Origin of the sequence: Larsenimonas rhizosphaerae (genome assembly GCF_026240105.1) — a bacterium.
Lineage (GTDB): Bacteria > Pseudomonadota > Gammaproteobacteria > Pseudomonadales > Halomonadaceae > Larsenimonas > Larsenimonas rhizosphaerae.
Genome location: NZ_JAPIVE010000001.1, coordinates 763,669 through 790,523, shown reverse-complemented (window position 1 = coordinate 790,523; position 26,855 = coordinate 763,669). Strand labels below are relative to the sequence as shown.

23 protein-coding genes are annotated in these 26,855 nt (G+C 58.5%); 13 read left to right on the top strand and 10 right to left on the bottom strand.

From position 1 onward, the window contains the following. Positions 1-153 precede the first annotated feature (153 nt). The 3 genes from OQ287_RS15280 to OQ287_RS03660 all read left to right on the top strand — a co-directional run bounded on the left by OQ287_RS15280 (position 154) and on the right by OQ287_RS03660 (position 4,591). The gene (locus tag OQ287_RS15280; protein WP_322974092.1) at positions 154-1,914 is read left to right on the top strand and encodes a methyl-accepting chemotaxis protein; all 1,761 of its coding nucleotides are present in this window, start codon (positions 154-156) and stop codon (positions 1,912-1,914) included. Beyond that, positions 1,911-3,416 carry a chemotaxis protein CheW gene (locus tag OQ287_RS03665; RefSeq protein WP_265895620.1) on the top strand — a complete coding sequence of 502 codons (1,506 nt, stop codon included), beginning with the start codon at positions 1,911-1,913 and terminating at the stop codon, positions 3,414-3,416. The genes OQ287_RS15280 and OQ287_RS03665 overlap by 4 nt, the downstream gene beginning before the upstream one ends. A 149-nt stretch (positions 3,417-3,565) precedes the next feature. Further along, the gene (locus OQ287_RS03660) at positions 3,566-4,591 is read left to right on the top strand and encodes a CNNM domain-containing protein (protein WP_250936675.1); all 1,026 of its coding nucleotides are present in this window, start codon (positions 3,566-3,568) and stop codon (positions 4,589-4,591) included. A gap of 33 nt (positions 4,592-4,624) precedes the next feature. Here OQ287_RS03660 and OQ287_RS03655 read toward each other — a convergent pair whose 3' ends face one another. The 6 genes from OQ287_RS03655 to OQ287_RS03630 all read right to left on the bottom strand — a co-directional run bounded on the left by OQ287_RS03655 (position 4,625) and on the right by OQ287_RS03630 (position 10,618). Further along, on the bottom strand, positions 4,625-4,861 hold the full coding sequence (locus OQ287_RS03655; RefSeq protein WP_265895619.1) for a hypothetical protein: 237 nt from the start codon (positions 4,859-4,861) through the stop codon (positions 4,625-4,627). 159 nt (positions 4,862-5,020) lie between these two features. Beyond that, a complete protein-coding gene (locus tag OQ287_RS03650; protein WP_265895618.1) occupies positions 5,021-7,156 on the bottom strand; it encodes a PhoX family protein in 2,136 nt (711 codons plus the stop codon). Positions 7,157-7,250: 94 nt separating this feature from the next. Further along, positions 7,251-8,147, bottom strand: a complete 897-nt coding sequence (locus OQ287_RS03645) for a metal ABC transporter permease (RefSeq protein WP_265895617.1) — start codon at positions 8,145-8,147, stop codon at positions 7,251-7,253. Further along, on the bottom strand, positions 8,144-9,001 hold the full coding sequence (locus OQ287_RS03640; protein ID WP_250936658.1) for a metal ABC transporter permease: 858 nt from the start codon (positions 8,999-9,001) through the stop codon (positions 8,144-8,146). Before OQ287_RS03640 ends, OQ287_RS03645 begins: the two co-directional genes overlap by 4 nt. Before the next feature lies 1 nt (position 9,002). Next, complete coding sequence (locus OQ287_RS03635; RefSeq protein WP_265895616.1) at positions 9,003-9,773, bottom strand: metal ABC transporter ATP-binding protein; 771 nt, start codon at positions 9,771-9,773, stop codon at positions 9,003-9,005. Continuing rightward, entirely contained in the window at positions 9,770-10,618 is an 849-nt protein-coding gene (locus tag OQ287_RS03630) for a metal ABC transporter substrate-binding protein (RefSeq protein ID WP_265895615.1), read from the bottom strand. Before OQ287_RS03630 ends, OQ287_RS03635 begins: the two co-directional genes overlap by 4 nt. A 317-nt stretch (positions 10,619-10,935) precedes the next feature. Between OQ287_RS03630 and OQ287_RS03625 the strand changes: the two genes are divergently transcribed. From OQ287_RS03625 to OQ287_RS03600, 6 genes are all read left to right on the top strand, one after another. Then, positions 10,936-11,976, top strand: a complete 1,041-nt coding sequence (locus OQ287_RS03625; RefSeq protein WP_265895614.1) for an ABC transporter substrate-binding protein — start codon at positions 10,936-10,938, stop codon at positions 11,974-11,976. Continuing rightward, positions 11,973-13,007: a FecCD family ABC transporter permease gene (locus OQ287_RS03620; protein ID WP_265895613.1), complete on the top strand. Its 1,035-nt coding sequence runs from the start codon at positions 11,973-11,975 to the stop codon at positions 13,005-13,007. The genes OQ287_RS03625 and OQ287_RS03620 overlap by 4 nt, the downstream gene beginning before the upstream one ends. After that, positions 13,004-13,786: an ABC transporter ATP-binding protein gene (locus OQ287_RS03615; RefSeq protein WP_265895612.1), complete on the top strand. Its 783-nt coding sequence runs from the start codon at positions 13,004-13,006 to the stop codon at positions 13,784-13,786. The genes OQ287_RS03620 and OQ287_RS03615 overlap by 4 nt, the downstream gene beginning before the upstream one ends. 282 nt (positions 13,787-14,068) lie before the next feature. Next, positions 14,069-14,302, top strand: a complete 234-nt coding sequence (locus OQ287_RS03610; RefSeq protein WP_265895611.1) for a hypothetical protein — start codon at positions 14,069-14,071, stop codon at positions 14,300-14,302. Between the two features lie 95 nt (positions 14,303-14,397). Continuing rightward, positions 14,398-14,619, top strand: coding sequence for a hypothetical protein (locus OQ287_RS03605; protein WP_250936642.1), 222 nt, complete (start codon positions 14,398-14,400; stop codon positions 14,617-14,619). Then, complete coding sequence (locus tag OQ287_RS03600; protein ID WP_250936641.1) at positions 14,616-14,786, top strand: hypothetical protein; 171 nt, start codon at positions 14,616-14,618, stop codon at positions 14,784-14,786. Before OQ287_RS03605 ends, OQ287_RS03600 begins: the two co-directional genes overlap by 4 nt. A 26-nt stretch (positions 14,787-14,812) precedes the next feature. Here the strand turns inward: OQ287_RS03600 and cobA are convergent, their stop codons facing one another. After that, positions 14,813-15,988 carry a uroporphyrinogen-III C-methyltransferase gene (gene cobA / locus OQ287_RS03595; RefSeq protein ID WP_322974091.1) on the bottom strand — a complete coding sequence of 392 codons (1,176 nt, stop codon included), beginning with the start codon at positions 15,986-15,988 and terminating at the stop codon, positions 14,813-14,815. Positions 15,989-16,015: 27 nt separating this feature from the next. Further along, on the bottom strand, positions 16,016-17,299 hold the full coding sequence (gene serS / locus OQ287_RS03590; RefSeq protein ID WP_265895609.1) for a serine--tRNA ligase: 1,284 nt from the start codon (positions 17,297-17,299) through the stop codon (positions 16,016-16,018). 219 nt (positions 17,300-17,518) lie between these two features. On the opposite strand from serS, the gene ydiJ reads away from it, so the two are divergent. From ydiJ to cobO, 4 genes are all read left to right on the top strand, one after another. Further along, positions 17,519-20,611: a D-2-hydroxyglutarate dehydrogenase YdiJ gene (gene ydiJ, locus OQ287_RS03585; RefSeq protein WP_265895608.1), complete on the top strand. Its 3,093-nt coding sequence runs from the start codon at positions 17,519-17,521 to the stop codon at positions 20,609-20,611. An 87-nt stretch (positions 20,612-20,698) separates the two neighbouring features. Continuing rightward, the gene (locus tag OQ287_RS03580) at positions 20,699-22,513 is read left to right on the top strand and encodes a cation:proton antiporter (protein WP_265895607.1); all 1,815 of its coding nucleotides are present in this window, start codon (positions 20,699-20,701) and stop codon (positions 22,511-22,513) included. Between the two features lie 132 nt (positions 22,514-22,645). Beyond that, on the top strand, positions 22,646-23,887 hold the full coding sequence (locus tag OQ287_RS03575; protein ID WP_250936637.1) for a NupC/NupG family nucleoside CNT transporter: 1,242 nt from the start codon (positions 22,646-22,648) through the stop codon (positions 23,885-23,887). A 76-nt stretch (positions 23,888-23,963) separates the two neighbouring features. Next, positions 23,964-24,569, top strand: a complete 606-nt coding sequence (cobO, locus tag OQ287_RS03570) for a cob(I)yrinic acid a,c-diamide adenosyltransferase (protein ID WP_265895606.1) — start codon at positions 23,964-23,966, stop codon at positions 24,567-24,569. Here cobO and OQ287_RS03565 read toward each other — a convergent pair whose 3' ends face one another. After that, complete coding sequence (locus OQ287_RS03565) at positions 24,570-25,703, bottom strand: ABC transporter substrate-binding protein (protein ID WP_265895605.1); 1,134 nt, start codon at positions 25,701-25,703, stop codon at positions 24,570-24,572. It lies immediately after the preceding gene. Positions 25,704-25,728: 25 nt separating this feature from the next. Beyond that, positions 25,729-26,724: an alpha/beta hydrolase gene (locus OQ287_RS03560; RefSeq protein ID WP_265895604.1), complete on the bottom strand. Its 996-nt coding sequence runs from the start codon at positions 26,722-26,724 to the stop codon at positions 25,729-25,731. Positions 26,725-26,855: the final 131 nt, after the last annotated feature.

Below are 26,855 nucleotides of genomic sequence, written 5' to 3'. Positions count from 1 at the left end.
CGCAGGGAGCGACTCGGACGATGTCATGCCAATGCCTCTGTTTTATTTGCCCTACCAGACAGTACCTCCTCAAGCCATGCCCGGTGATACCGATAATAGCGACAGATGCAGACCCACTCCCTGACCCTCTCAGGCCAGTATTACTGGAGAAACATGATGTCCATGACGCAGGATAGCTCGATCCCACAGGATTTTTTCAGGCAGGCAATCAGCCGCTCTCAGGCATTGATCGAATTCGGACTCGACGGAAAGGTACTGGATGCCAATCAGAATTTTCTGGACCTGATGGGGTATACCCTCGAGGAAGTGGTTGGTGAGCATCATCGTCTGTTCTGTGACGACGAGACGGTTTCCAGCCCGTCCTATCAGACCTTCTGGCGCCGGCTGGCCGATGGCAAGCATGAAACCGGATCGTTTCGTCGGCTGGCCAAGGGCGGGCGTGAAGTATGGATTCAGGCCAGTTATACCCCGGTTCTTGATGAGTATGATCGTCCCGTGAAGGTGATCAAGTTTGCCTCCGACATCACGGCAAGAAAGCAGCGCGCCGCTGAATATGAAGGCAAGATAGAAGCCATCAACCGCTCTCAGGCGGTGGTTGAATTTGACCTGGAAGGCAGAGTGCTTGATGCCAACGAAGGGTTCCTGAAGGCGACGGGGTATACCCTGGCAGAGATCAAGGGGCAACCGCACCGACTGTTTTGCGAGCCATCCTATGCCAACAGCGAAGAATATCAGCACTTCTGGGAGAAGCTGGCGGAAGGCGCCTTTCTGTCCGGTGAATTCAGGCGCCGGGACCGGCGCGGACGGGATATATGGCTGCAGGCAACGTACAACCCCATTCTCGATGCCAGCGGCAGGCCGGTACGCATCATCAAGCTGGCTTCCGATATTACCCGGCAGAAGAGCCTCAACATCGACTATGAAGGCAAGGTCAATGCCATTGATCGTGCTCAGGCGGTGATCGAATTTGACCTCAAGGGCAATATCCTCAAGGCCAACCAGAACTTTCTGAATACCCTTGGCTACCAGGCAGATGATATCGAAGGGCAGCATCACAGTATGTTCTGTCCACGTGCTTACATTCAAAGCACGGAGTACCGTGATTTCTGGCAATCCCTGAGCCGTGGCGAGTTCTTTACCGGCCGCTTCATGCGGCTTGGAAAGTTTGACCGCCGCGTATGGATTCAGGCGACCTATAACCCGATTTTCGATATCGATGGCAACCCCTGTCGCGTGGTCAAGTTTGCCACCGACATTACTGCGCAGGTCGAGCTGGAAGAGCATATCCAGTCGCAGTCCGACGCCATGCGCAAGTCTGTCGGAGAACTCAACCAGTCCATCAGCTCGATTGCCGAAAATACACAGCTGACTCGTGAACTGGCACGCGCCACCCAGCGTGATGCGTCCTCCGGCACCCAGTCCCTGCAGCAGTCCGCGGATGCCATGGAAGCCATTTCAAAGTCGTCTGAAGACATTGGCGAAATTGTGGCTGTCATTGGCGAGATTGCTTCTCAGACCAACCTTCTGGCCTTCAATGCCGCCATCGAAGCCGCCCGCGCCGGAGAACATGGACTGGGCTTTTCCGTTGTCGCTGACGAAGTGCGCAAGCTGGCTGAAAAATCTGCCGAAGCCACCCGCCAGATTACCCGTCTGCTGAACGAGTCCAACAAGCGCATTCAACAGGGCAATGATATTTCCGCCAGGGCCCGGGATTCGTTCAACCGGATTGCCGAAGGTGTTGAGCAAACCACCGAATCCATTGAAACCATTGCCAGAACGACCGCATCGCAATTAAGTACCGCCAGACAGGTTGATCAATTGATTACTAAGCTGGCGGATACCCAGGCGACCTCCATCGCATCCATCTCGGAGGTCGTTCATGCCAGTGCCAGGCAAACCGGGACGGTCTCATGAGCATTCGGATCTTCGGCATTCTCAACCTTGGCGCCACGGATGTTGCACTGAGTGCCGACAACCTGCTTGAGGTCACCACCCTGGCCGGACCGCTGGCGCCCAGGCCCCGCATGCCGGAATGGGCGCTGGGCAGCTTTGCGCTGCGAGGGGCATTGATTCCGACCATCGATCTGTCGCGGCTACTGGGATTTGACAGCAGCCAGAGTGCTCAGCAGACCAGCGATCAAATCGCCATCGTCAGTTACAGGGGGGGACGGTTCGGGCTGCGAGTGCATCATGTTCGTGATGTGGTCAGTATCGAATCATCCGATCTGCAGGAGCTCGGGGGCGCACAGGGTGCCACTGATGCCCTGACGCCCCACGTCTTCATTCACCCCGATGAACAGCGCCCGATCCATGTACTTGACATGGATGCCCTGTTCGCCCTCGAAGGCATGCTGCTCAGCTTTGACAACACCGCGCAAAGAGGCCCTTCCGAGGCAGAAAGTTCCGCCGTTGCCGAACTGCCCGACCGTCACAGGGCATTGATCATGGAATGCGGTGACCTCCGCTTTGCCGTGGATACGGTCGTGGTGCGCGAAGTCCTCAACAGTCATGCCCTGAAGGAGCCCTCGACACGGCTGCCCGGTTATCTGGGCAATCAACAGGTTCGAAAGGATATCATCCCGGTATTCGACCCCCGCGTGCTGATGGGTTACAAGGCCACCCCGCCACACAACCATCAGCTCGTGGTCCTCGACAGCCCGCAGGGGCGTATCGCCCTGGCCATCACACGGCTGGAAAGGATGGCGGACTACACGGAAGACAATTGCCGCCTGCTGACCGCCGATGACCAGCAAGGCATCCGTCATGTCCGTGGCCTGCTGGCCCCACCCGGACTCAAGGACGCGCTGTTGCTGGATCATCGCTCACTGTTTGACTCCGAGGCTCTGACCGGACTGGCCGCCATACATGCCAGCCTGAGTGCCGTGGATGAATATCATCAGACGGCACAGGAGTGGCAGCGTTTTGCCTTCATGAGCTACGGCGCCGGGGGCGACTTCGTAACGCCGCTGACACAGATTGATGCCGTACTTCCCATTCCGGAGACCATTACGCCACTTTCTGATTCGGGCTTGTTTATCGGAACATTCCGTCATCTGGACCGAACCGTCTCCATGGTGGATCTCAGGGCGCTGCTGGGCCGCGATACTCAATCGCCTGCCGATCAGATCCTGGTGGTCAGCTGTGGTGACTGTGCCGTGGGCTTCATGATCGATAGCGTACGTCGTATCGAGTATATCGATGCGCCGCGGGCCTCCCTTGTAGTGCGGTGGCGTGGTGACATGCGGGCCAATGTAGCCCCGATCGAGGCTTCAAAGCGTCTTGTCGGCGTCGGCGAAGGCGCACGACTGAAACTGCTGGCAGTGCTGTGTCTGGCCAGTCTGGCCAACCTGCTGACAGGCCGTCATGCCATTGCCTGTGATCTTGGTGTAACGCCTGCGACACCGCCAGCGGTGTAACGCAACGCGCCCTGTTCGCCAGGGTCAATATCACAGGCTATCGCCTCGGCCGGGACGGTGGATTTTCCCGGCCTGCCGAAGGTATTTTCATTGACTAACCTGTCGATGCCTTCTTGAATGAGTATTCATTTCCCCGGATAGCGATTTTCATGATCCTGCTCATTGTCTTTGCACTGATTTCCATCGTTATTTCCTTTTTGTGCTCGATCATGGAAGCCGCAATCCTGTCGCTGACGCCCAGCTACATTGCCCAGTTGAAGGATACGCGTCCAAAGCTTCACAGCGCCCTTTCCGCACTGAAAAAGGACATAGACCGGCCACTTGCCGCAATTCTGACCCTCAATACCGTGGCACATACGGTCGGGGCTACCGGGGTGGGCGCACAGGTAACGGCGCTGTTTGGCGAGACCTACATCGGAGTGGCCTCGGCGATCATGACACTGTTGATTCTCGTACTGTCCGAAATCATCCCCAAGACCATCGGCGCCAATTACTGGCGAGGGCTGGCACCGCTGCTGCCAGTACTGCTCAAGCCCATGATCTGGGTGTTGTCACCGTTTATCTGGCTGTCGGAAATCATTACACGCCGCATCAGCCGACAGACCGATGACGTGGACCTGCGCAGCGAGATATCAACCATGGCCCGCATCGGCCTGGAGGAAAAGGCACTCGACAAGGATGAGGCCCGTACCATCGTCAACATGCTTAACCTGCATGAAATCAGTATCAGTGACGCCATGACCCCGCGTACGGTATGTGAAACCGTCACCCCTGCCATGAAGGTCAGCGAGTTCGACGCACACTACAGCCATATGCAGTTCACTCGCTTTCCGGTCATGGACGAGGATGAACATGCAGCCGGCTATATTCACAAGGCTGATACCTACCACGCTGATCCCGATGGTCAGATCGGAACGCTGATGCGACCGGTAACGGCCATGCAGGAAAGCGACAGCGTCGAGAAGGTTTTCACCACCATGCTCAAGGAGCATAACCACCTGAGCGTGGTATACGATGACAACGGTACCTGGGTGGGGTTGATCACGATGGAAGACGTGTTTGAGACGATCCTGGGTCAGGATATCGTCGATGAGACCGATCACGTACAGAATCTGAGAAAGTACGCACGGCTACGCTGGTTGAAGCGGGCCAGGCGGCAACGTTCACTCTCATGACATATCCTGCCGCACGGCCTTTCAGTGCCGTTATCATCCAGCGGGAAGATGTTGAACGACAGATACCGGATGGAAGCGCGGCGAGGCGAAGACAGGGCCGGATAATGAGCGTTTCAGCGGGCGGTAAACAACCGTCCAGCGAGTGACCCGCCCATGCTCGTCGCAGTGCCCGATTTCAAGCTGACCGCACCGGATACAGCGACGTTCACGAGCAGACAGGAATTCAGTGTGATGCATGCCGATACGGCACAGGAAAGGAATTTTTTTCATGGCAGCCGACCCGATAAATGTAACTTGTTGTCGACTAAAGGTTACGCCCGGTAACGTTCAAACACTACCGCTCACCGGGCAACAGGCACAACCTGCACAATTACCGGGGCCATGAAAAAGGCAGGCCATTACAGGCCTGCCCTTCCCATCCTGCGACACCTACACCCCTACCGGACCGCCATCATCGCGCTGAATCACCACGGTGGCCGCGCGCGGTCGCACAGCGCCATCAGCAGCAACCGTGGCATCATCACTGTTCATGGCAGGCCAGTTACCTGGATGCTGAATATTGATAAACAGCGCAGTCCGGTCTGGTGTGGCAAAGATGCCGGTAACTTCACAGTCATTCGGACCGACAGCAAACCGCTTGAGTGACTCACCCGCATTGCCGCTGCCCATGGCACTAGGCACCACGGCCAGAACCTGGTCATTGGTCGCCTCGGCAACGGCATTGCCGCGCCCCTTGTCGAGGCCGTTATCGGTCTGAATCCACAGGATGCCGTGGCCGGCACTATCCCGCTGATCGAACCAGAGCCCATCCGGACTGGCAAACTGGTTGTCTGCCGTCAGCCCTGAGCGGTTGACCCGCGGGTCCTCATTGGCGGCGCTGCCGAACAGAAAGACCTCCCACTGGAACCGGGTCGGGCTATCGGCATCATCCTTCCAGCGAAGCACCTGCCCATACTCGTTATCCGGGCGCGGGTTGGGTGCATTGACCGGTGCGGTAGCATACCCGACACCCATCTGATCAATATCGGTCCCTTTTTCGGTATAGCTGGCCTCGGTACCCTGTGCCGTACGCTTGGAATTATTGGTTAGCGACATGTATACCTCACCGGTTGCGGGATCTACCGTACCCCACTCGGGTCGATCCATCGGCGTGGCACCCAGAAGGTCCGCGGCGTCACAGGTATTGATGATGATACCCGCCAGATCGCCAAACACCTCGCCCAGCGTGCCGGCTCCCTCGGGGCCCCCTCCTGGAATCGAGGATTCCGGGGTCAGTGGCAGCCACTGACCCCGGCCGTCATCATCAAATCGCGCAACATAAAGCGTACCGTCATTGAGGTAACTGTCACCGATGGCATGACGGTCATAGGTCTCACCCGGCCGGTTGGCATCAGCCGCCTGCCAGCGCTTGCGGGAAACAAACTTGTAAATATATTCATTGCGCGAATCATGACCGGTATAAAAGGTCAGCGGCTGCCCTTCGACGACCCTCCCCGGCCAGCATCCCTCATGGCGGAACCGACCCAGTGCCGTGCGCTTGTGGCCGGCACTCTCCGGGTTGTACGGATCAATTTCGACAACATAGCCAAAGGCGCGCGCCTCGTTCCGGTAGTCCCCGGTGGCACTGTCAGCAGTGGGTGTATTATCGAACCGTTCAAACTCACCCTCCTTGCCGCCGGTGGCCGTTTCCCAGCCGTAGCGGCCTCGATCCGTGGGAAATCCCAATCGTTTCTGGTCCGCGCTCAGCTCACCGCGATTGATGAATACTTCCGGCCAGTTTTCTTCACAGGTCAGATAGGTGCCCCAGGGGGTATACCCGCTGGCACAGTTGTTGTTTGTTCCACGCACGCGGGTACCATCGGGAGACCACGCCGTCCTGACATGATCCGTTCCGCGCACCGGTCCGGTCAGTATCATGGGAGACTGTGAGGTATAACGCTTGTTGTGCCGGTCATCCTGTACCACCTGCCAGTGGCCATTGTCATTCTGACGAATCCGGACGACCCCGACCCCATGCGCATTGATTTCAGTACGCACTTCATCCGCCGGTCTGGCGCCCGAGGCATTATTGGTCGGCCCATTGCGTGGCGCCCACAATGCGCCTTGATCGATATATTCGTGGTTTACGGCCAGAAGAAAGTCCCGAGAGGCATCGGCGTCGTTCAGCGGAAAATGATACATCCCATCGTGATGCATCCCCATGGCTCCGGCCTGATACTCGGGCGTCAGTACCATATCGGGAGACCACTGCCTTCCGGCGGAAGACAGGGATGTCCCCCACGGTGCCAGCACCTGCGCACGATAACCCGGCGGAACGACGACCGCATCGGTGGTGGAGCCGGAAATGGCCTTGAATCCAAGTGTCAACGGTGCCTGCGTGCCGGTCTGGGTCATGGCGGCTCTGACCGCTCCCGGCAGGCCGAACCCTGCAAACATGGTCGCTGCAGCCATTCCCAGACCGCCCTGCATGATACGGCGACGAGACAGTTGCCGCGCCAGCACGGTTGAAAACGGTGCATTGGAAGAAGGATTCAGGTCGTTATGGTTTTCAATCTCGCTGCTCATGCAGGTTCCCCATCGGTCATGTCATCATCGATTCGCCTCTCTGGGCGTCGGGGACATCCTGACGGCAGGATATGACATTTCCATGACGACACACTCAGTCAGTGCAGGACGCCGCCGCACGACGGCGGTCCGTGCGCACCGCACGACGAAAGCTCAGATAGCGAGCCAGCACGCCCTTGCGAGGCGCCAGCAGGAAAGAAACCAGAAAAAAGCCTGACTGCGCCAGCACAATGGCAGCACCGGTTTCCACATTGGCGTAGAAACTCGCCCACAGACCAAGCATCACCGATATCACTGCCGTACCCATGGCTACCATGACCATGGGTACGAATCGGCGTGTCCAGAGAAAGGCTGTACTGCCAGGTGTAATCAACATGGCCACCACCAGCACGACACCGACAGCCTGCAACCCCACCACCGACGTCATGGCAAGCAAGGTCAAAAGCAGCAGGTGCAGACGGGCTACCGGCATTCCAAGCACTGCCGCCTGCGAAGCATCAAAGCAGTACAGCACCAGGTCCCGATGTTTCAGTACCAGTAACGCAGCGGTCATGGCACTCATCAGCCATACCTGCTGGCGCACATGGGCTTCAACACCCAGCAGGTTGCCCAGCAGAATATGCATGTAATGGATAGTACTCTGGGAGGCTGCAATCAGTACCAGGCCCAGCGCCAGAAACCCGGTCATTGCGATACCCAGCACGGCATCTTCCTTGATGCGACATCGTGACGTGATGGCCCCGGCGCCCAGTACACACCCCAGTGCGCTGATTACCGCCCCGAGCACCATTGGCACGCCAAGCCAGTGACCAATGACAACACCAGGCAGGATACCGTGTGAAATTGCATCACCAGCCAACGCCCAGCCCTTCAGCACCACAAAGCAGGACAGCCAGGCACACAGGGCCGCAATCACCACACCGACCCACAGCGCCTCGCGCATGAAATCAAAGGTGAAGGGCAGCAGCAGCCCCTCCAGCAACAGGCTCATGATGTGGCCTCCACTGCGGCCACCATTCGGCGCGTTCGACGCCGGCCAAGGCAGGATGAGATCATCAACACCACGAGAAATAATCCGGTCTGGAGCAGCACAATGGTGCCTCCTACCGAGGTGTTGGTGTGAAAGCTGAGCCAGCTGCCCAGAAAGGCACTGCCTCCGCCGCACACCGGCGCCAGACAAAGCATATGTCCCAGCCGATGACTGACAAGCCAGGCCGTCGCACCGGGAGTGATCAGCATCGCCATGACCAGTAACGCCCCTACCGCCTGCAGCCCGGCCACGGTCATCAATGACAGCAGGGCCAGAAGCAGGGCATTGAGACGACGCACCGGCAGGCCGATACACCAGGCGTGACGCTCATCGAAACAGACCAGTCGCAGATCCTTCCAGCACAGGCCAATGGCCAGCACACACCCAAGGCTCATGAGCATCAGTTGCAGCGCCTGGCCGTCACCGATGCCCAGCAGATTGCCGAACAGGATGGTCGACAGCTGCACACCAGCCGGGTTGAGCGATACGATCACCAGCCCAAGGGCCAGAAAGGCGGTAAAAACAACCCCGATGACAGCATCCCCCTTCAACGCCGTGTGCCGGCGCACCACGCCCATGGCCCCAACCGCCAGCAGGCCAGTGATAAAGGCCGCCAGTGTCAGCGGCCACCCGGCCCACCAGGCAATCGCCACGCCGGGTACAACCGCATGGGAAAGCGCATCCCCCATCAGGGAAAGCCCCTTGAGCGTTACAAAGCAGGACAGCAGCGCGCATACCGCGCCGATCAGTGTGGCGCACATGATGGCGCGACTCATGAAGTCATAGGCGAAGGGAGCGGTCAGCCATTCCAGCATATCAATGGGCCTCGTCAGTCATCATCATCGGATGACCACCAAAGGCCGCCTGAAAATTGGCCTGTGTCAATGTCGTGTCGACCGGCCCAGCCGCGATCATGCGCTGGTGGATCATGGCAACACTGTCACAGTACTGTGCAAGGGATGCCAGCCCGTGCGTCACGACCAGCACCGCCATGCCCTCCCGCCCCTGGTCACGAACCAGCGACTGGATGCACTGCTCGGTGCCAACATCCACCCCGGTAAAGGGTTCATCCAGTACCAGAATGGCCGCCTGCTGTGCCAGCGCACGCGCCAGAAATACCCGTTTTTTCTGGCCGCCCGACAGCTCGCCTATCTGACGATCCGCCAGTGCCGTGATATCAAGCCGTTCAAGGGCTGCCATTACCAGAGCGTGATCATGACGTCGGGCAAGACGCAACCAGTTCATGTGCCCCTGCCGTCCCATCATGACTACATCACGCACGGATACCGGAAAGTCCCAGTCCACGTCCTCGGCCTGCGGCACGTAAGCGATACTCCCGCGGCGGCGCGCCTGGGCAATCGGCCCGCCCTGCACTGAAATGCTGCCCGTCGTCGGCCTGATCAGACCCAGAAGGGCCTTGCACAGGGTGGACTTGCCACTGCCATTGGTACCAATCAGTGCACAGACCTCACCAGGCGCCAGTGTCAGGGTAATATCCTCGAGGGCCAGATGGCCGTTGGCATATCGCACCCCAAGGTGCTGGATATCGATGGCTGCCACACCTTCAGTCGATGGCGTACCGGTCATGGCGTCACCTCGTTCTGCTCGACACCGAATCCGGCAGCCATGGCCCTGGCGTTGTGCGCCAGCAGCGCAAGATAGGTAGGTACCTGGCCCTCGGCAGAGGTCAGGGAATCAACGTACAGCACACCCCCGTAACGGGCGCCGGTTTCCCGAGTAACCTGACGCATTGCCCGATCACTGACCGTGCTTTCACAGAAGGTTACCGGCACCTGCTTCGTGCGCACGGCGTCAACCAGGTGGCGAACCTGCTGTGGAGAGCCTTCCTGTTCTGCATTCACGGCCCAGAGATACAACTCATTGAAGCCATAGGCCGTGGTCAGGTAGGAAAAGGCCCCCTCACAGGTGGCCAGGTATCGCTGCGACGCCGGAATACGGGCAAGTTGCGCTTTCAGGGTGGTATCGATGGCCTGGATGCGGGCCACATACTGCGCCGCATTTATGGTATAAGCGTCGCGGTTTGTCGGATCAATATCAATCAGGGCATCACGGAAATTATTGACGTAAATGACCGCGTTGGCAGGTGCCATCCAGGCATGTGGATTGGGTTTGCCCTGATAGCGGCCCTCACCCAGCAGGATCGGCGTCACCCCGTCAGACAGTACGGCCGACGGCACCGACGACATCCCCTGATAGAACCGCTCGAACCAGCGCTCCAGCCCCAGTCCGTTCCATACCACCAGATCCGCACGACGAGTCTGAATAATATCTCTGGGCGTCGGTGCATATTCATGGACATCAGCCCCGGCAGGAATCATCGAGACAACTTCCGCCTTGTCCCCCGCCACCTCCCGCCCCATATCGGCCAGAATCGTGAACGTGGTGACGACAACAGGCCGGGACTCCGCCATGAGAGGGCCTGAAAGCAGGCCGAATACCAGGGCACAAAGGCCGGCCGGCCACCCTCGGGCGGCTGATATCACTGGTGAGCGCGTCGTCCATGGCATGGCATTACCCTGTATCATGTCAATTCGTGGTTCACTAGATTAACTATGGTTAAACATGAGCACCAAGGTTACTTTCTGCCAGGTTCCAATATTAAGATCAACCCAGGCTTTGCCAGGCGCAACACGCGGCCAGGCCATCACCACATCACTGCACGCAGGGATAAATTCCTTTATCATGCGCCGTCACCGTTAATTGTTATAAGATAACAAAAGGAAAATGCATGCGTATCGGTATTCGGGGCTGGCTGATGGGAGGAATAACGACCCTATGGTGTTCACTGGCCGCTGCCGGGTCAGCACCCGCCCATACCAGCTGGCCGCTTGTCATCGATAATTGCGGCCATCAGGTGACCCTTGACCGCCCTCCCGAGCGTGTAGTCACTCTGGGCCAGCATGAAACCGAGCTGTTTCTGGCACTGGGGCTTGATGACAGGATGGCAGGCACCGGCGTCTGGTTTGGCCCGCTGCCGGAACGCCTTGCTGCCAGGGGACGCGATATTCCTCGCCTGTCCGACAATGCACCGAGCCTTGAAGCCGTCGCGGCACGGCGACCTGATTTTGTCGCCGCGCAGTACACCTACCATCTGGGGCCCCATGGTGAAGTGGCGACACGTCACCAGTTCGAGGAGCTGGGCATTGCGACCTGGGTCTCGCCCAGTGACTGCATCGGCAAGCAGGTCACCGATACATCCAATAGTGACGGGGCCAGAGTACGCCCATTCACCATGGCGCAGATCCTGCTGGAAATCAGACAACTGGCCCGGATATTTGATGTCCCTGCCCGGGGTGAAGCCCTCGGCAGGGCGCTTGAAGAGCGCATTCGGAAGGCCCGTCAACAAGCCGCTTCCCTGCCTGAAAAAGCGCCACTGAAAGTGGTGTACTGGTTCTCGAGCCCGCGACTTCAGGGCGATGCCTGGGTGGCCGGCAACATGGGCGCCCCGGCATGGATCAACCGTGAACTGCACCTTGAGAACGTGATCGATTCCACTCAGGAGTGGCCCACTGTCAGCTGGGAACGTATTGCCGCGGCAGACCCGGATATCATTGTGCTGGCGGACATGGAGCGACGCCTGTACCCCGCTGATGATATTGCACAAAAACTTGCGTTTCTGCGCGCGGATCCGGTGACCCGAGAGCTTCGCGCCGTCAGGAACAATCATGTTGTCATTGTGCCGGCCCAGTCCCTGAATCCTTCGTTGCGAATGGTGGATGCACTCGAGCGGATCAGTCAGGCGCTGCCTGATATTGCTCCGGCGTCATGATCCGCTGGCTGGCCGGACATCCCCGTGCACGCTGGCTTTTACTGGCCGGTGGGTGTGCCATGCTGGGGCTGATGATGGCGCTGGCGGCGTCCATTGGCACCATGCCCATTTCCCTTGATACGACACTCAAGGCCATCGCCAACGGTACCGGCATAAGTCATTTCGATATTGCACCCATCGAGGAAGGGATCGTGTGGCAATACCGCATGAGCCGAGCCCTGATGGCTGCCTGCGCCGGTGCCGGCCTGGCCCTGTGTGGTGTCATCCTTCAGGCGCTGCTGCGCAATGCACTGGCCGAACCTTATGTACTTGGCATTTCCGCAGGCGCGTCCACCGGCGCGGTCATGGTCATGCTGCTTGGTGTCGGCGGCGGCGTACTTGGGGTATCGGCGGGTGCCTTTTCAGGCGCCATCCTGGCCTTTACCCTGGTGCTGATGCTGGCTCGAGGATTACAGGGGGGCACCACGCGCGTCATCCTGGCTGGCGTGGCAGGAGCTCAGTTGTTCAATGCCCTCACCGCCTGGGTGGTCAGTACATCCGCCAACGCTGAACAGTCCCGCAGCGTCATGTTCTGGCTGCTGGGTAGCCTGTCCGGCGTACGCTGGCCTGATGCCCTGCTTGCCCTGGGAACGGTAGCCTGTGGCACGGTCGTGGTTCTGCTGTTTGCCCGGGCGCTTGATGCCTTTGCCTTCGGGGAGGACAGCGCCGCATCAATGGGCATACCGGTCACGACGGTACGCATTGTACTGTTGACGATAACGGCGCTGATGACCGCCATTATCGTCAGTATCATCGGGGCTGTCGGCTTTATTGGCCTGGTGATCCCGCACGCCGCCCGCTTTCTGGCAGGGCCGAACCATCTCCGTCTGATTCCTGCCTCGGTGGTCATTGGTGCCAACTTCATGGTACTGGCCGATATAGGCTCTCGCATGCTGGTGCCACAACAGGTATTGCCCATCGGGGTAGTTACTGCTCTGGTGGGAGCCCCTGCCTTTGCCCTTATTCTCTATCGACACAGACCCGGACCATGATGCTCAGTACACACCACCTGAGCCTGAAGGCTCAGGCCCATCTGCTGCTTGACGATATCACCCTGACCGTCAACCGCCATCAGACCGTCGGCCTGCTGGGCCCGAACGGGTCGGGCAAGTCAACCCTGCTCCGCTGTCTGGCCGGGCTGACGCGGCCAGACAGCGGCGGCGTGACAATGGAAGGCGTCCGTCTCGATACGCTCGGCAGGCGTCATATCGCACAGCGCCTGTCACTGGTAGAGCAGCATGCCGTGACCGATGTAGACCTGACCATCAAGGAGGTGGCCGCGCTGGGGCGAATACCCCACCGGGGCGCCTTCAGTCATTGGCAACAGGTGGACCAGCAGGCTCTTGAGTGCGCCCTCCAACATACCGGTCTGACAGCCCTTCAGCATCGCCGCTGGCACAGCCTTTCCGGTGGTGAGCGTCAAAGGACCCAGATCGCCAGGGCGCTGGCGCAGAAGCCGGATATACTGCTACTGGATGAACCTACCAATCATCTTGATATTCAACACCAGCTCGAACTCCTGACACTGATCAATACCCTGCCGGTCACCTGCATCGTGTCATTGCATGATCTGAACCTGGCCGCCGGTTACTGCGATCAATTGATTGTTCTTGATCAAGGGCAACTGATCGCACAGGGCACTCCAGGGGAGGTACTTACCCCCGAGCTGATCAAACGCACCTACAGGGTCAATGCACGCGTTGCGACTTCCCCCGCTCACGGCGGCCTGTTGATTGACTACCTTCCTCCCGGTCCCGTTATTCCGGCATAAAAAAACGCCCAACACAGTGTTGGGCGTAAATACGCAGGGAATGCTGCCGCCATGGGCAGCACTCACATTGACTTGGGTTAAACAAATAAGTTCATCACGTGATCGATTAAATACGTCATTTATTTGTCATACCCCCCTGCTCTAATGGCACCCGCTTTGGACAGCATGTTTTGCACAGGATGTGTACAACTAAAAGCAAGATGACGTATAATATTTTGTATTCTGTTACGGACAGTTTCAGAGATAGCGCGCAAGGATGCGCCCTTTTACAGGACAACGCTCATGAACACTTCAAATGTTTGCTGCCCTGAGTGCGGATGTTCACTCGACTGGCCGACGCTGACCAGCCATACCCCGGCTTCGCGTTGGCTCTATTGCCCCAATAATCACCCCCTGTGCACGGTTGGCGAATTCCGCCAGGTAGCCAGAGAACTGGCCCTGAGCGAGGAAATCGCCCTCTACCAGCAAGGACGGGAGCGTCGCATGAGAGACATGAGCTATCGTGACGTCGCGTAACGGTCTTCCTGTACGAACCACGTAGTGCATAGTACATTGGTAACAGTACGCTCAAGAACCGGACCGCTGTCGGTGACGACGCCTTGGAGGACCTCATGAATGATCAGGGTCATGCCTACATGGAGCAGTTTACGCCCTGCCAGCACTGGCTTTCCCAATGGGTCAGCCAGTTCCGGAAAACCCCGGAAGATGCCTGGGGCCTGTTTGAATCAGCGCATAGAACAGCCTTTATCATTCTTCGCGCCACACGCCCGGAGACCAATGACGAGGGGTTGATGGACATGCTGATTCAGGCGCAGATGGATCTTGCCTCATGAGTAGACCAACCCTTACCTCACCGTCCCCCCATATCAGCAGTCGCAACTATCGGCACACGGTCAGAGGAGAAGAACTGAAGCTTTTTGCCATGCTGGCAGGCGGCTTCCTGTCTCCCCTGCTGCTTTGCCTGATCGTCATGATCCTGAACCGCTCCTTCATGATTTAATCGGCCAGATGCACATCCGGCATATCTCAGGTGGTGGATGGCGTTGGATGCTTGCCATGGCTCCACCCCAGGCTTGGAGCGGTTTCAGGATCGAACCACGCCAGCGTTTCATGCAGTGACACCACGTCTCCAACGATAATCAGGGTTGGCGGGGCGATAACAAGCGATTTTATCTGCTCGGCAATGCCTGCCAGAGTACCTACATGCACCTGCTGACGCGCCGTGGTGCCCTGCTCCACCAGCGCAATCGGCCGTTCGGGTGAGGCACCGTGACTTATCAGGTTATCGCAGATCGCAGAGAGGGTTCCCAACCCCATGTAAAACACCAGCGTCTGGCCGGGGTGCGCCAGCGTAGGCCAGTCCAGATCGCAACTACCATTTTTGAGGTGCCCGGTGATAAAGCGTACCGACTGGGCATGATCTCGATGTGTCAGAGGGATTCCCGTACAGGCGGACACCCCCAGCGCGGCAGTAATACCCGGCACCACTTCAAATGGCACCCCCTCGCGGGCAAGTACCTCAAGCTCTTCACCACCACGCCCGAAGATAAAGGGATCACCGCCCTTGAGACGCACCACGTGATAACCGGCCCGCGCCCAGCGTGCGAGCGAATCATTGATATCGTCCTGAGCCACACTGTGATTGGAACGTTCCTTGCCCACATAAAACCGCTGGGCATCAGGAGAAGCCAGAGCCAGGATTTCACGCGATACCAGTCGATCGTGCACGATCACGTCGGCATCTCGAAGACAAACCGCTGCCTTCTGGGTCAAGAGCCCCGGATCACCCGGACCGGCCCCGACCAGGGTCACCCGCCCACGACCGGCAACGCCTGGTCGGACGGGCTGCCCCTGAACATAGCGCCCAGGTAGATGCACGGTGGACCGGTCAGGAAAGCCGGGAGCAAAGACCGGTACGCCTGCACGTTCCGCTTCGTCAAGCCATACCAGATCATCTTCCGGCTGCTCATGCGCGATGACCCAGATATCTCCCGGCGCAGGCGCCGGTGGGGTATTCACCTGCTGCCAGTGGCATGCGTCCAGCAGCGCAGAAAGCGATGCCTCGGGTGGCTGGCGCGGGTGAAGCGTCAGCGTTACGCCAAGCCCTACCCATTGACGCGCCAGCACCTCGGCACGCCGTCCCTCGCCCAGAAGCCGCAGCCTGAGTGCTGTTGGCGTATAGTGGACCGTCAAGACATCCATACAGAGATCCCCAACCCGATCGTGTAATCAGTCAGTCGCATTGATGATCTCAAGACCGCCCATATAAGGTTTCAATACGGCAGGTACGCGTACGGAGCCATCTTCCTGCTGATGGTTTTCAAGGATGGCCACCAGACAGCGTCCTACCGCCAGCCCGGACCCATTCAGAGTATGCACCAACTGAGGCTTTTTCTGACCCTTGAGCCGGAAGCGGGCCTGCATCCGCCGCGCCTGGAAGTCTTCGCAGTTGGAAATGGAAGAAATCTCCCGATACGTATCCTGCGTAGGCAGCCATACTTCCAGGTCATAGGTTCTGGCAGCAGCAAATCCCATGTCTCCGGTGCACAGGGTAACCACTCGATAAGGCAGCTCCAGCGCCTGAAGCAGCGCCTCGGCATGCCCGCGCATTTCTTCCAGCGCCTCCCAGGAATGGTCCGGATGAACAATCTGCACCATTTCAACCTTGTCAAACTGGTGCTGGCGAATCATCCCGCGGGTATCGCGGCCATAAGCTCCGGCCTCGCTGCGGAAACAGGGAGTGTGAGCCGTCAGCCGAAGAGGCAACTCACTCTCGTCGAGAATGCTGTCACGAACCAGATTGGTCAGCGAGACTTCCGCCGTCGGGATCAGGTAATACCCGGAGTCGCCTTCCAGCTTGAACAGATCTTCCTCGAACTTGGGCAACTGGCCCGTGCCAAACAGACTGTCGCTGTTGACCAGGTAAGGCACGTAGGCTTCATTGTAGCCATGCTTGAGCGTATGAGTGTCCAGCATGAACTGGGTCAGTGCACGGTGAAGCCTGGCAATGCCGGAACGCATCACGGCAAAGCGTGAACCGGTGAGCCTTGCTGCCGCCTCGAAATCAAGCTCGCCATGCAGCGCACCCAGATCGGTATGGTCGCGCGGCGTGAAGTCGAAGTCGCGCGGTGTGCCCCAGCGATGCAGCTCGACGTTATCATCTTCGTTCCTGCCGAGCGGTGTTTCCGGATGGGGCAGATTGGGAAGCCCTGCCAGCAGTGCATCAAACTGTTCCTGAGTGTCCGACAGGGCTGCCTTGGCTTCTTCGAGCCGTTCACCAAGATCGCTGACTTCAGCCAGTAGCGGCTCGATATCTTCCCCGCGGGACTTCGCCTGTCCGATGGACCTTGACCGGGTATTGCGCTCGTTCTGAAGCTCCTCGGTACGGCTCTGAAGCTCACGACGACGCGTCTCCAGCGCCTCGAATTCAGCGGTATCGAGCGTATAACCACGTGTAGCAAGACGTGCGGCAACGCCTTCCAGATCGCTGCGAAGCCCTTTGGGATCAAGCATGGTGTGATTCATTCCCTGGTCAATAAACATGGATCGACAGCCTGTAACGGCTGTTGCTGCACTCCATTGTATGGAAAACCGCCATCAAGCTCCACGGGTGAACTTTCCTCCTGATCTTATGAGCATTTTTACTGAAACCGTTCAGTAACAGGACTCGCAGGCAGCGACGCACCCCTTTAGAATGAACACACTCCTGTCGACAACCAGTATGTAGCGCCCATGACCACGATTTCCACGGAACACACCCCCCATCATGCCGACGTTTATGGCGCATTCCTCACTGCCCTGAAAGACACCGGGTTCGAGGGTGATATCGCCACGCGCGACGCAGATCGTACCGTGCTGGCAACCGACAACTCGATTTATGAACGCACGCCACAGGCGGCGCTGTTTCCCCGTCATCAGGCCGATCTGGTCCGGATTGCCACCCTTGCCGGAGAGTCACGCTTTCAGACGATTGTCCTCACGCCCCGGGGAGGAGGCACCGGCACCAACGGGCAGTCACTGACCGAGGGGCTGGTAGTGGATGTCACTCGGTACATGAACCGCATTCTGGATATCGACGTTGCCGGCCGTCGAGTGGTTGTCGAACCTGGCGTGGTCAAGGACCAGCTCAACGCGGCGCTCAAGCCTCATGGGCTGTTTTTTGCGCCGGAGCTTTCCACGTCCAACCGGGCGACCATCGGTGGCATGATCAGCACCGATGCCAGCGGTCAGGGCAGCTGCAGCTACGGCAAGACACGTAATCACGTGCTTGGTCTTAAAACCGCCCTGATAGGCGGCGAAGTGATGGAAAGTGCCCCGGTGGATGACAGGACGCTTGACGATATCTGCCAACAGCCCTCTGCCAGTGGCCGAATTCATGCCACGCTGCGCAAGCTGATTGATCAGCATCATGACGCCATCATGGCCGGCTTCCCCCCGCTCAACCGCTGCCTGACCGGCTATGACTTGCCACACCTTCGCACCGAGGATGGCCGCCTTGATCCCAACAGTGTCCTGTGTGGCGCCGAAGGCTCGCTGGGCCTGATTACCGAAGCCACCCTGAACGTTCTGCCGATTCCACGCCACAGCGCCCTGATCAATGTACGTTATGAAGGATTCATGGATGCATTGAGCGATGCCAGAGCCCTGATGGCCTGTCAGCCGACCTCCATTGAAACCATCGACGACACCGTGTTGCTACTGGCGATGGACGATATGGTCTGGGACAGCGTCGCCGATTATTTTCCGCCCAACGCCACCTCGGCGAACGGCCATACGCCACAGACCCGTGGCATCAACCTGGTGGAATTCAACGATGATGACGAGCAGGCCCTGGCCGACAAGGTTGCGGCATTCATCGCGACGCTTGAGAAGGGAGAAGGCCCGACTCGCCTGGGATATACAAAGGCCTGGGGCCGCTCGGCCATTTCGACCGTTTATGCCATGCGAAAACGCGCGGTAGGCCTGCTTGGCAATGCTCGCGGCGAACAGCGCCCCCTGCCCTTTGTCGAGGATACCGCCGTACCGCCGGACCGTCTGCCCGAATATATACAGGAGTTTCGCGCATTGCTTGACAGCCACGGACTGCGCTACGGCATGTTTGGTCACGTGGATGCCGGCGTGCTGCATGTCCGGCCGGCCATGGATATGCGTGACCCGGCGCAGGCCGCGCTGGTGCGGCCCATCTCCGATGCCGTGGCAGCACTGACACAGCGCCACGGTGGCCTGTTATGGGGCGAACACGGTAAAGGCATACGCTCGGAGTACACGCCGGCCTTCTTTGGCGCGCTCTACCCCCTGCTGCAGGAGGTCAAGCAAGCCTTTGATCCCCATAATCAACTCAACCCGGGCAAGATCGCCACGCCGCCGGCAAGTACCGATGAGCTATTGAAGATTGATGGCGTCACGTTTCGTGGCGACCTGGACCGTAATATTGATGATGCCCTCTGGAACCACTACTCCAGCGCCGTGTACTGCAACGGCAATGGGGCCTGTTTCAACTATGATCCCGACGATGCCATGTGCCCGAGCTGGAAGGCGACGCGAGACAGGGTTCATTCGCCCAAGGGGCGCGCCATGCTGTTCAAGGAGTGGCTTCGTCGCGAGAGCCATCGCGGACAGGATATTGTCGAGGAAGCCCGCATGCAGGAGCAGGCCGGCCGGTGGCAGAAACTGCGCCAGGCACTCCAGCGACGGCTGTCCCCCCCGGTAGCAGATCCCTTCATACACGAAGTACATGAGGCCATGTCAGGCTGTCTGTCCTGCAAGTCCTGTGCCGGCCAGTGCCCGATCAAGGTCAACGTGCCGGACTTCAAAAGTCAGTTCATGGCCATTTATCAGGGACGCTATGGTCAGCCCCTGCGCAATCATCTCGTCGGCTCACTTGAAGGACTCCTGCCCTTCGCTTCGCGGTTTACTCCCCTATATAACGCCTGGATCAACAGCCGGGCAGGCCAGCGCCTTTTCAAGGCGGCAGGCATGGTAGATACCCCCGCCATAGACCGGGCAGCGCTGGACAAGGTGCTTGAAAGCTGGGGCGTGCCGGTAGCCACCCCGATCACACTGGCCAGACTGACACCTGAAGCACGGGCTCGAAGCGTCATCATGGTGCAGGACGCCTTTACCCGTTACTTTGACAGCCAGGTGATCCGAGATGTCGTCACACTGTTGAATCGGCTGGGCATTCAGGTGTTCGTGGCTCCGTTTCTGCCCAACGGCAAACCGGCTCAGGTCATGGGACAACTGGGACGCTTTGAGCGAATAGCCCGTCGCAATGCACGTCATCTCAAGGCGCTGGCCGACTTTGATGTACCACTGGTGGGTGTCGACCCGGCGATGACGCTGACCTATCGTCAGGAGTATCCCAAGGTACTGGGACAAGGTGCCTGCCCCGAGGTTTTACTGCTGCAGGAATGGCTGGTTACCCTGGCAGGCCGCTGGTCCGGGTCACCAGTCTCGTCATCTCGCCATTTCAGGCTATTGAGTCACTGCACGGAAAAAACCAGTGCCGGTGGCAGCCCTCAGGCCTGGCAGCAGGTGTTCAAGGCCTTTGGCCTCTCGCTGGAGCTGGTCCCTGCCGGATGCTGCGGCATGTCAGGCACCTATGGCCATGAAGCGGAACATCGTGAGCTGTCTGAAAGGATTTATGATATGTCGTGGCGGCCGATAGTGGAACAAACGGCCATGGATACTCGTCTGCTGGCTACCGGTTATTCCTGCCGCAGCCAGGTCAGCCGGTTTTCGCAGACGCAGTTGATGCACCCGCTGCAGGGTTTGCTGGAAGCACTTGAAGGTACTCGGCATGCCAGCCCGGCAGCATCGCGCTAAAAACAGGATGCGTTGATTGCTACTCCGGTACGAGGTCGCTAGTCTTGCGCCGATAACTGCCTGCCATCCACCGACGAGACCTACCGCATGGAACATGCTGCACTGTTTATTTCCATGATCGGGCTACTGGCCCTGATCTGCCAATGGTTGGCATGGAAGATGCGTCTACCGGCCATTTTGCCGCTGTTGATTGCAGGCTTGATCTTTGGTCCTGCCACCGGTCTGTTGAAGCCTGATGTCCTGATGGGGGATCTCCTGTTCCCGCTGGTCTCGCTATCGGTAGCTGTCATCCTGTTCGAGGGCAGCCTGACCCTGTATCACAAGGACCTTCGCGGGCATGGCCATATCGTCAGCCGACTGGTGACCTGGGGCGTGCTGATCACGGGCGTGATCGGTACGCTTACCGCCCACTGGCTGCTCGGAGTATCCTGGCAGATTGCAGCGGTAGCCGGTGCCGTACTGGTTGTCACCGGTCCCACGGTGGTCACGCCCCTGCTTCAGACCCTGCGCGCCAAGGAGAACCTGAGCCAGATCCTGCGCTGGGAAGGTATCCTGATCGACCCGGTGGGAGCCCTGCTGGCGGTACTGGTCTACGAATTTGTTGCCATAGGCCAGGGCAACGGTGCGGCGTCACATACCGTCCTGCTGTTTGCCAAGACCGTGGCACTCGGCTTTGGCGTCGGGGGCATCGGGGGCTATCTGTGGGGGCTGGTACTCAGACACTACTGGCTGCCTCAAAAGCTCCACAGTTTCGGCACCCTGATGTTCATGCTGACCGTGTTTGCCGGATCAAACACGCTGTTTGAGGAGTCGGGCCTGCTGACCGTCACGGTGCTGGGCATCTGGCTGGCCAACATGCGAGGCGTCCCTACCGGCCCGATCATCGAGTTCAAGGAAACACTCTCGGTCCTGCTGATTTCAGGCCTTTTCATCCTCCTTGCAGCACGCATCTCGCCGGAACAGCTGATGTCACTGACCTGGCCCTACTGGTTGATGCTGGGCATCCTGATGTGGGTAGCGCGCCCCCTCTCTGTCTGGATATGCACGATCGGGTCGGGGCTCAACTGGCGGGAAAAGGCCCTGCTGGCCTGGCTGTCTCCTCGTGGCATTGTTGCCGCCGCCGTTGCCTCGCTGTTTGCCATCAAGCTTGAAAAGGCAGGTGTTGAAGGCGCGGAAACGCTGGTTCCCATTACTTTTTTGGTCATCATTGGCACCGTGGTAATCCAGAGCCTGCTGTCCCGGCCCATCGTACGGGCACTCAAGGTCGATGAGCCGCCGCCCACCGGGTTTCTGATCATTGGCGCCAATCCCGTGGCCCGAGCCGTGGCACGCGAGCTGGTGGATCTCGGCTTTACCGTCCGGTTGACCGATACCAGCTGGGATGCGGTGCAGGAAGCCCGCATGGCAGGCCTGCCGGTCTATTACGGCAACCCGCTGTCCGAACACGCGACCCAGCACCTGGAGTTGACCGGCATCGGCCGCCTGCTGCCACTGTCGCCCTATCGCGAACTCAATAACCTGGCCGGGCTTCACTTCGAACACCTTCTGGGGCATGGCAAGGTGTTCAGACTGCCGGAAGATACCGGCAAGCAGGCCAAGCGGCAGCAGGACAAGGCGTTGGGGCATCTGCCATTGCTGTTCGACACCGAAGCCACCTATGCCAAGCTCGCAAGCCTGGTAGCACGGGGGGCTGAAGTACGTACCGCCAGCATTACCGACAATTTTGACATGGCTGCCTATGAAGAAATTCACGGAGGGCAGCTATTACCCTTGTTCGTACTGAGCGCGCAAGGCAAAATCCGCGTGGCCGAGGCCTCGACCCCCCTGGCACCGAAATCCGGAGAGCGACTTGTCAGCCTCATTTATCCGGATTCACCCGAGATGCTGTCAACGCCTGACTGATTCGGCCATGCCGCAATCAGCACTCGCCATTTGCCGGTATTGTCATTAAGGTAACGTTAAAAGCTGTCCAAACGGGCAGCTTTTGATTTACCACACGACAAACACAACCAACAATAGCTGTGGAGATTTCCTATGGCCGTCATCATGGGCCTTGTCGGTATAGTTACTGTACTGCTGATCGCCTTCCTCCTGTCTGAAAACCGCAGGGCCATCAATTACAGAACCATTGTCGGTGCCTTTGTCATTCAGGCCGGGCTCGGCGCCTTCGTGCTGTACACCCCTTTCGGCAAGCGCGTGCTACTGGCCATGTCCTCAGGCGTTCAATCCGTCATGAATGCCAGTCAGGCCGGGATCGACTTTCTGTTTGGCGGACTGGTGTCCGACAAGATGTTTGAACTGTTTGGCGGCGGCGGGTTTATATTTGCCTTTCGCGTACTGCCCTTCATCGTCTTCTTCTCATCACTGATCGCCGTGCTTTATTACCTGGGCGTCATGCGCTGGATCATCACTATCCTGGGCGGTTTTCTCCAGAAGGTGCTGGGCACCAGTCGGCCGGAATCCCTTTCGGCGGCGGCCAATATCTTTGTCGGCCAGACAGAGGCCCCTCTGGTCGTGCGGCCCTTCATTGACACCATGACTCGCTCGGAACTGTTTGCCATCATGTGTGGCGGACTGGCAAGCGTGGCTGGCTCGGTACTGGGTGGATATGCAGCCATGGGTGTGGACCTCAACTTCCTGATTGCGGCCTCGTTCATGTCAGCACCCGGTGGCCTGCTCATGGCCAAGATGATCATTCCGGAAACCGAGACGCCTCGTCAGGGCCTCGACGACATCAACGGCAAGATGGAAGATTCCGCGGCCAATGTCATCGATGCTGCCGCCGAAGGCGCTGGTGCCGGCCTGCAGCTGGCCCTCAACGTCGGGGCAATGCTGCTCGCATTCGTAGGCATCATTGCGCTGGCCAACATCATTCTGGGCGGTGTGGGCAACTGGTTCGGCATTGAGCAGCTGACACTTCAGGAAATTCTCGGCTACTGCTTTGCGCCCATCGCCTTTCTGATCGGCGTCCCCTGGAGCGAGGCAGTGACGGCGGGCAGCTTTATCGGCCAGAAAATCATCCTCAACGAATTTGTGGCCTTCGCAAGCTTTGCCGATGTCGGCACGGCCCTGTCTGCTCACAGCCAGGCCATTGTCGTCTTTGCCCTGTGCGGCTTTGCCAACCTGTCATCCATTGCCATCCTGATGGGTGGACTTGGTGTCATGGCTCCCAGCCGTCGCGGCGATGTCGCGCGACTGGGCCTGAAGGCCGTCGCCGCAGGAACCCTTTCCAACCTGATGAGTGCGGCACTGGCGGGACTGTTTCTGTCGATGTAGTCTGACAGGCCTGCTTCAAACAAAAGCCCCGCTCGACGGGGCTTTTTTCTGTATCACCCACAGGGAGACGACCCTCATGAGCGATGATGAACGCCAACAGCGCCACAAACGCGCAATGCAAAGGCTCAAGTCTCACGTTGATGAGCGCGTAGCCAGGGCCACCGAGGAGCGAGGCCTGGTACTTGTATTTACCGGCAATGGCAAGGGCAAGACCACCGCAGCCTGGGGCACCGTCACCCGTGCACTGGGCTATGGCTACAACGTTGGTGTCGTGCAGTTCATCAAGGGCACGTGGGAATGCGGCGAACGGGAGCGCCTCGAGCATGACGAGCACCTTCAGGTGCATGTCATGGCCACGGGGTTTACCTGGGATACTCAGGACAAGGCATCGGACCGGGCAGCCTGTCAGGCCGTCTGGGCTCAGGCTCGAACACTGCTTGAAGATGACAGTGTCTATCTGGTGGTGCTGGACGAGCTGACCTACATGCTCAAGTTCGGGTATCTGGATATTCAGGATGTACTGCATGCCCTGGGACGACGACCGACAGAACAAACCGTGATCATCACCGGCCGCAATGCTCACCGCGACCTGCTGAGTGTGGCCGATACCGTGACAGAGATGCAGGAGGTCCGACACGCCTTCAATGAAGGATTGAAAGCGCGCCGGGGCATTGATTACTGATCAGCGCACACTGGTGTCGGATGGATCGATCCAGAGGCTTCCGGTAATGGGAACAACGGCGAATCGCTCATTGATGGTCTTGAGCGTGGCCTGCGGGTCAAGCGCTTTGAACACCTCCGGATGGATCCATTTGGCCAGCAGTTCAAGCACCACAATGTTGTAGGGCGTATTGATCAGGTGATGATACAGCCCGTATACATCACCATGATGTACGGCAGGCATCTGAGCAATCCCAGGGCGCCGGGTAACACCTTCAAGCGAAGCCCGTGCCTTGTCGATGGGCTCGTAGGGACCAAGCACCAGACCAGATGTGCCTTCAAGATAAGATCCGCCGGTGGCCACATAAATGTCAGGTTGACTGGCCAGAATGTATTCCGGAGTCAGCTGCCCGCTTTTTCCTTTCAGGGTGCGACCACCAAGGTTCTCCCCCCCCACCAGCGAGATAAAGCCCTGAAAGCTGCCGTCACCGGGCGTATAGCAGCAGGCATTCATGCCGCCGGCATGCGTTTCCAGAAAGACCAGCGGTCGTGTGCCGTTCTCGCCCAGCGCCTGGGACATCGCCTTGATGCGGGCCTCATGCTCTGCATAAAACCGATTGAACGCCTGTGCCTTGTCGGTACGTCCGATGACCTGCGCCATGATGGACAGGCTGGTGGTAGTGTCATTCAACGGGTCAGTGGCAAAATCCACATAGACCACCTTGATGCCAGCCGCTGACAATTGCTGCGTCATCAATGTATTTTCCGAGGGTGGCGTCTGTGAGCGACTCAGGATCACCACGTCAGGAGACAGCGAAATGATGTGTTCGACGGACAGATCCGAGCTGCCCTGACCACTACCTACCGTCGGGATGGATGAAAGCGCCGGCAGACGGTCGGTATAGCGCTGATACAGTGTTCTGTATCGCTTGAAGTCACTGCCCCATCCGACCAGCACTGATGATGGATCTGCCGTCAGCATCGACAGTGCAATTACATTGCGCCCTTCGCCCAGAACCACTCGACTGGCGGGGTGGTCAAAATGAATCTGACGGCCGGTAATATCGGTAACATCGAACCCGTCTGCGCGAGCAGTGCCGATCATCAGGCCCATCAAAGCAAGAAGGGCCGCAGCGCGGCCAAAACGTTTCCACATGGTATCCAGCTCTCGTCCAGTAAAATCAGGGCGTATCCGGCGACAATATAAACCGCATCGCCCGGTTCAACGCAACCGGCAGCACCGAGCGGTGATATTCCTGAGGAAAGACAATGACACTGGCATCGAGACGCTGACTGTCAAGCATCTTGAGGCGTCGCGCCAGATCCTGCGCATTGTTGATCATCTGGTGTTCACGCCGACGAGCAGCAGTTTCACTGGCATCGTCACTCTTTTTTTCCGCTGGCGACAGCGCCTGCTCATATTCACCGACCGTAATCAGTACACGTACCGGCCGGTCCAGGGTGATCGTCGTGGGGTCAAATTCCTTTTCCAGCGTCTTCATCATTCCCTCGCCCCACCAGAGTGATGGGCTGGCAGCAATGTAGATATTGAAGGCGTCAGGATGGCGAAACAGGGTTGTCAGCGCAAACAGCGCCCCATAGGAATGGCCGAATAATGCCTGGCGGCCCGGGTTGATCCTGAATCGCTTTTCGATGGCCGGCTTGACCTGCTGCTGAATGAACCGATACAGCGCCTCGGCACCGCCATAGCTGACCTCCTGCCCCTCTTCGGTCATGGCATGACGAGCACCTTCTCGTGGCATGGGCGTGTAATCATGCGCCCGGCGCACCATATTGAAGGGCTCATCTCCGGGATATCCGATGCCTACTATAATAGCGGCAGACAAACTGCCATGGGCCGAGGCCTGCTGAACCCGCATCGACTCTACCGCCATGGGAAACGTGGCGTTGCCATCCAGCATGTAAATGACCGGAAACCCGCCAGGTGGCGGTGGCTGGTCCGGTGCATATACCATGACCTGATAGTCCTCGCCACCGGGCGAAGTCATGTTCCATTGTGTTGTATTGGGAACGGTCACGGCATAGGAGGCATTGGTTACCGAGCGGGCCTTGAGCGGCATCACCAGGATAAGAAACACACAGCCAAAGGCAAGCCACAGCCGTCTGGGAGACGTCGTCGAACGAGGTGAGGAAGACCTGAAACACCCGGATGTCATCAATGTAATACCTTTTTCACCAACCTGTTACCACCGGCAGAAACGCCGGGGCATGCATTCATCAGCACAGTCGAATAAGCAATTGTGCACACTACGTTGCGAAATATTATCACTTGATCTACTACACAAAT

Coding starts and splice junctions, on each gene's coding strand:
- OQ287_RS03580 (WP_265895607.1), top strand. CDS start 20,699: ATGGAACATGCTGCACTGTTTATTTCCATGATCGGGCTACTGGCCCTG.
- OQ287_RS03645 (WP_265895617.1), bottom strand. CDS start 8,147: ATGAGCCTGTTGCTGGAGGGGCTGCTGCTGCCCTTCACCTTTGATTTC.
- OQ287_RS03655 (WP_265895619.1), bottom strand. CDS start 4,861: ATGAAAAAAATTCCTTTCCTGTGCCGTATCGGCATGCATCACACTGAA.
- OQ287_RS15280 (WP_322974092.1), top strand. CDS start 154: ATGATGTCCATGACGCAGGATAGCTCGATCCCACAGGATTTTTTCAGG.
- OQ287_RS03660 (WP_250936675.1), top strand. CDS start 3,566: ATGATCCTGCTCATTGTCTTTGCACTGATTTCCATCGTTATTTCCTTT.
- ydiJ (WP_265895608.1), top strand. CDS start 17,519: ATGACCACGATTTCCACGGAACACACCCCCCATCATGCCGACGTTTAT.
- OQ287_RS03615 (WP_265895612.1), top strand. CDS start 13,004: ATGATGCTCAGTACACACCACCTGAGCCTGAAGGCTCAGGCCCATCTG.
- serS (WP_265895609.1), bottom strand. CDS start 17,299: ATGCTTGATCCCAAAGGGCTTCGCAGCGATCTGGAAGGCGTTGCCGCA.
- OQ287_RS03610 (WP_265895611.1), top strand. CDS start 14,069: ATGAACACTTCAAATGTTTGCTGCCCTGAGTGCGGATGTTCACTCGAC.
- OQ287_RS03575 (WP_250936637.1), top strand. CDS start 22,646: ATGGCCGTCATCATGGGCCTTGTCGGTATAGTTACTGTACTGCTGATC.
- cobO (WP_265895606.1), top strand. CDS start 23,964: ATGAGCGATGATGAACGCCAACAGCGCCACAAACGCGCAATGCAAAGG.
- OQ287_RS03565 (WP_265895605.1), bottom strand. CDS start 25,703: ATGTGGAAACGTTTTGGCCGCGCTGCGGCCCTTCTTGCTTTGATGGGC.
- OQ287_RS03650 (WP_265895618.1), bottom strand. CDS start 7,156: ATGAGCAGCGAGATTGAAAACCATAACGACCTGAATCCTTCTTCCAAT.
- OQ287_RS03600 (WP_250936641.1), top strand. CDS start 14,616: ATGAGTAGACCAACCCTTACCTCACCGTCCCCCCATATCAGCAGTCGC.
- OQ287_RS03625 (WP_265895614.1), top strand. CDS start 10,936: ATGCGTATCGGTATTCGGGGCTGGCTGATGGGAGGAATAACGACCCTA.
- cobA (WP_322974091.1), bottom strand. CDS start 15,988: ATGGATGTCTTGACGGTCCACTATACGCCAACAGCACTCAGGCTGCGG.
- OQ287_RS03635 (WP_265895616.1), bottom strand. CDS start 9,773: ATGACCGGTACGCCATCGACTGAAGGTGTGGCAGCCATCGATATCCAG.
- OQ287_RS03605 (WP_250936642.1), top strand. CDS start 14,398: ATGAATGATCAGGGTCATGCCTACATGGAGCAGTTTACGCCCTGCCAG.
- OQ287_RS03630 (WP_265895615.1), bottom strand. CDS start 10,618: ATGGCGGAGTCCCGGCCTGTTGTCGTCACCACGTTCACGATTCTGGCC.
- OQ287_RS03665 (WP_265895620.1), top strand. CDS start 1,911: ATGAGCATTCGGATCTTCGGCATTCTCAACCTTGGCGCCACGGATGTT.
- OQ287_RS03620 (WP_265895613.1), top strand. CDS start 11,973: ATGATCCGCTGGCTGGCCGGACATCCCCGTGCACGCTGGCTTTTACTG.
- OQ287_RS03560 (WP_265895604.1), bottom strand. CDS start 26,724: ATGACATCCGGGTGTTTCAGGTCTTCCTCACCTCGTTCGACGACGTCT.
- OQ287_RS03640 (WP_250936658.1), bottom strand. CDS start 9,001: ATGCTGGAATGGCTGACCGCTCCCTTCGCCTATGACTTCATGAGTCGC.